Source organism: Sphingobacterium sp. IITKGP-BTPF85, from assembly GCF_001006065.1.
Classification (GTDB): domain Bacteria; phylum Bacteroidota; class Bacteroidia; order Sphingobacteriales; family Sphingobacteriaceae; genus Sphingobacterium; species Sphingobacterium anhuiense.
Map to the genome: position 1 here is coordinate 1 of NZ_ASZT02000239.1, position 3,941 is coordinate 3,941.

The window sequence follows — 3,941 nt, forward strand, 5'->3', positions numbered from 1 at the left end:
GATATAGACATAGCTATAATTAGGAATTCCTTCGATTTCGACCATGCCCTTGTGAAACTCTGGAAACAGGCGTTTATACCGGGCATTCATGGCACCATAGGCATTCAAAATCAGAGAGTATTGACCAGCTGGAATTGCCGTTTCCCCTTTGATTTTCACATCGCGAATGGCATCTTCTAGTGCATAACAGATGAATTCTCCATCGACAAAAATGTAAGACAGGGTACTTTGCTTCCCCTGTCTCGCTCGTACTACTTTTATCACCTATCGAACCAGTATACTTGCCGCATCGCTCCAGTCACCAGTACCCTGCGTGTTGACCGCACGTACTTGCACCTCATAAAATTTTCCAACTTCCAGAGGAGCAATGATATTCCCGCGCGATGATGTCGTCGTAAAACGATCACCCCATAATTGTTCAAAGTCATCACGGATCCGGTAGCGGTATTCATAGATGGTTGCCATTTTCTGCGGAGCAAACTCCAGTTTTACCTGTCCCGATTGGCGGCCATCCGAAAGCCTCACATTATCGATTTTAAGCGGTACCTGATTACCGAACGATGCACTGTTCGTTGGAAATCCGGAACTAAGCAAGGTTGAAAGATGCCCTTGTGCCACACCGTTTATATAATAACCCAACTGTTGCAGCGCAACGATTAAGGTTCCCGGCTTTCATTTTTAAGTGCAGTATCTTCGGGCGATCCTCTTTTTCTAGATACCGCAAGCTTGGTGATAAAATCTTCCAAAATTGATTCCAGATCCAGCAGATCAGGCGTCGGATTTGGGTATTTGGGATTTCCGGTCATTGCACCGATTATTGTTCTGCAAGACATCACCAATTCATCGTCTCTCATTTTCGCAAACCCGATCAGGGCCTTCATTTTTGTTGCCATAATGTTTCATTTAATTACTTGAATAAACTATTCCAATCCATTAGTCCATCCATTTAAAAACCTGTTAATTAATAAATTAAATATTCCTCGCGAGCTTATTTAATAAGACAAACATATCGTGATAGCGAGCGAAAATGAAGTTTTGAGCTAGATTGAGTCATATTGATTTCTTTTGACCTCATTTGATCGGTACAATTCAAAAAAAGGCAGATTTCGCACTATGGCGCAGCATATCTGGCAACTATAACAGCGGCGTCGCCCAAGCGAAAAAATGTAAAGTTATCCGTCCATCTCCTAATTTTACAAGAGCTTCTAATTTCCCTACGCGTCATTTTTATTTTTTCCATCCGCACCATTGGCACCTCATGGACAAATTGATTATTACCTGGATCAAAATGATACCGGCCGGCAATTAAATGAAATTGTCTGTTAGAAATGCAGATTTGCTGTGTGCGTGGAGCATTTCCCCCTGTTGCGGCATCGGTAAAGCCACCGTCATTGACCTTGTGCCATAGCGCGAAACGGCAGCCTTAAACCTTACCCTTCATACGACTACGTTCCATAGCCTCGGTCAGGTCCTCTTCAAAATAGCGGTCATCACCGGTCAGGGTGATGGGTTTAAGCAGACCTTCCTTCACCCTTCTCTTATATGTGGAAAGGCTTATACTCAAATATTCCATTACTTCACGCTGTGTCCACAATTTGCGTTCAGAGAGCGAACTAATTTCCGTTTTTTTATTCCTTGAGGCAGCGGTGAGTAGAGAGAGCAGTTTACAGATCAGTAACAACGCTTCTGTTAGTTTTTCAATTTTATCAATAAGTGTATGTAATAGGATACTTAAATTCATGGTCTATTGAGTTAAGACCATCAGCGCACAGGTAGGGTAATTTCCTAGACCTCAGAAAGCAAAAAAAATAGTTCAAAGGTCCGCCAAGCCCCTAAAAACAATGGAAATATCCCAACGGGATGGTAAAAGTTTATAATTACCTTTAAGATAACAATTAAAAACGAACTCTCTTTCTAACATTTAGACAAGAAAGCAATAATTGTCTAACCTCTTAACAATCTAACTTTCTAACCTGTTAACAATCTAACTTTGGGTAGCCGTCCTTCATTATAGCGCTTGACCAAAGTCGCATGGAGTCTTATTTTATCAAGTTTAGTAAACGATTCATCAAAATTGTCTTCCATAAAGCGAAAGGGATTGTAAGAGTCCAAATCTGTATGCACGTTTCTCGCAGCCTTGCGCAAATGTTTATTTTTATGGAATACCGATTTGGAGATAAGCCCGGTATTCAGCCCATTATTGAGCAGTCCCACAGTTTGCAAAGCATTCTTACGTACCATGAGCTCCGAAGTACGGAGTCTTTTTTCCCAAAAGGCCATTAATTTTAATGTCTCCAGGCAGTTTTTATAGTTAATCAGGTTAAGCGTTTTTTTAACCTCTAATGCATCTCGAACCTCAAGTATCAAGTCTGTACAAAGTTCAAACTTCCAAGCTTATTAGTTTAAAATTATACGCCAAGAGCTCCTCCAGTTCATGAACATCATAATTTGTTTCTGCATTCATGATAAAGTGCCGCTTATCGCGATATTCCTTTATCACGCGGTCTTTTCTGCGAGCTGCTATGTTAATTTTATATCCCGTAAAAAATAACCTGCAGATACCAAAAAAGGCAATAAGTGCAAACAGCATCACCATTACAACAGTAACCCGTATGATCAACGGGTAGCCGTTGTAGAGCGAGCTCAGATAGTATAGATAGTAGTCATAATACATAATAAAAAGTTTAGTCTTATTTAATATTCAATATTTGCGCAACGTTAGTTCTTCTCTTCCCAGAGCGAATCACGGTCCGATACCCAGCACGATAAACGATGTTTAGGGACGTGGCGAGTTGATTTATCAGTAAGCAAATATGGTGATTGCATCAGGCAATAATGTCTCATTTCCAACCAGTCTAAAAGCATATGGCCAGAGACAATACAGAAAACACAAAAACAATTGATAAACAAACACTTAGGACATTAACCCATCAGTATTAATATTGAACTTTTCGAGCCAGCTGTAATCCACATAACCCCGGTCCACCACTACAACGCTTCCTTTGGAAAAACTGTAGCTGCCCGCACGCTGGCTCTCATGAACCTTTCCGTCCGTAATCTGCATAAAAACAGGCAGACAACCATCATAATCCAAAACAGTGTGCAGTTTTACAGCTCCTTTGGTACTTCTAAACTTAGCCCAGTCAAATACCGATAAGCATAATGGGATAACACTGGCATCCATTAGATAAACCTTACGCTTTAATTGGTTAAGCTCTTTACGGAAATGGGTATCTTTTTGCCACAGCTTATCCAATAGCGAAAAATATAGATCTTTAAAGAGTTCATGGGTGCGGTGCTTGTTGATATAGGAAATGTTGGACTTGCTGGGAGCTCTGCCCACACCTAAATGGTTCAGATTACCGGTCGTACTACGCAAGCCATTACTGATATCCCGAACTAAATCTGCCGAAGAAAAATGGCAGAATAACATACTTGCAAGATGAGTCCAGCTGTTGATTCCTTTGCAATGTTTGTCACTCTTATGTTTAGCAACCAAATCTTTGAATAATTCCCGGTCGATAAGGGATAAAATCTGACTAAAAACGTTTAAATTTACCATGGCGGTGTAAGAAAATTTAGCGATTTAAATATAGCAACTTTGCTATACCAAAACACCGCCACTTTTTAAACGTTAGGGACGCAAATGATATTGATCAAATCTCTTTTTCTGATTATGATGCATTTTATTTTTATAATTCTTTTTATGAAAATATAGATACAACTTGTCCAATAGATCATCATTACATACCGAATATCTTATACAACAACTTAAACAATTACCTATCGACCATCGAATTGTCTCTTACTGGATGGGATGAAATACCTACGAGTTTTGATCTTGAACCTACGGCATGTAAAGGTTTGCTCAACTTTTGGAAAAAAATAATATAGACTTGTTTTGTAAACCTAATCTTAGGTGCCGGAATATTTTCTTCTAA

At 39.7% G+C, this 3,941-nt stretch carries 7 protein-coding genes; all 7 read right to left on the reverse strand.

The window, feature by feature from the left end; translation table 11 throughout:
- Positions 1 to 264 (reverse strand): DUF5675 family protein (locus tag L950_RS24445; protein ID WP_021190474.1); only part of this gene is annotated, 264 nt, incomplete at its 3' end.
- Positions 265 to 639 (reverse strand): fibronectin type III domain-containing protein, encoded by a 375-nt coding sequence (locus tag L950_RS24450; protein ID WP_021190475.1) that lies wholly within the window; start codon positions 637 to 639, stop codon positions 265 to 267.
- A gap of 17 nt (positions 640 to 656) precedes the next feature.
- A complete protein-coding gene (locus L950_RS24455; RefSeq protein ID WP_156169854.1) occupies positions 657 to 854 on the reverse strand; it encodes a hypothetical protein in 198 nt (65 codons plus the stop codon).
- Positions 855 to 1,423: 569 nt separating this feature from the next.
- Positions 1,424 to 1,741, reverse strand: coding sequence for a hypothetical protein (locus L950_RS24460; protein ID WP_021190477.1), 318 nt, complete (start codon positions 1,739 to 1,741; stop codon positions 1,424 to 1,426).
- Between the two features lie 227 nt (positions 1,742 to 1,968).
- The gene (locus L950_RS24465; RefSeq protein WP_021190478.1) at positions 1,969 to 2,367 is read right to left on the reverse strand and encodes a hypothetical protein; all 399 of its coding nucleotides are present in this window, start codon (positions 2,365 to 2,367) and stop codon (positions 1,969 to 1,971) included.
- A gap of 13 nt (positions 2,368 to 2,380) precedes the next feature.
- The gene (locus L950_RS24470; protein ID WP_156169855.1) at positions 2,381 to 2,674 is read right to left on the reverse strand and encodes a hypothetical protein; all 294 of its coding nucleotides are present in this window, start codon (positions 2,672 to 2,674) and stop codon (positions 2,381 to 2,383) included.
- 240 nt (positions 2,675 to 2,914) lie between these two features.
- Positions 2,915 to 3,562 carry an IS4 family transposase gene (locus tag L950_RS24475; protein WP_021190480.1) on the reverse strand — a complete coding sequence of 216 codons (648 nt, stop codon included), beginning with the start codon at positions 3,560 to 3,562 and terminating at the stop codon, positions 2,915 to 2,917.
- Positions 3,563 to 3,941 lie beyond the last annotated feature (379 nt).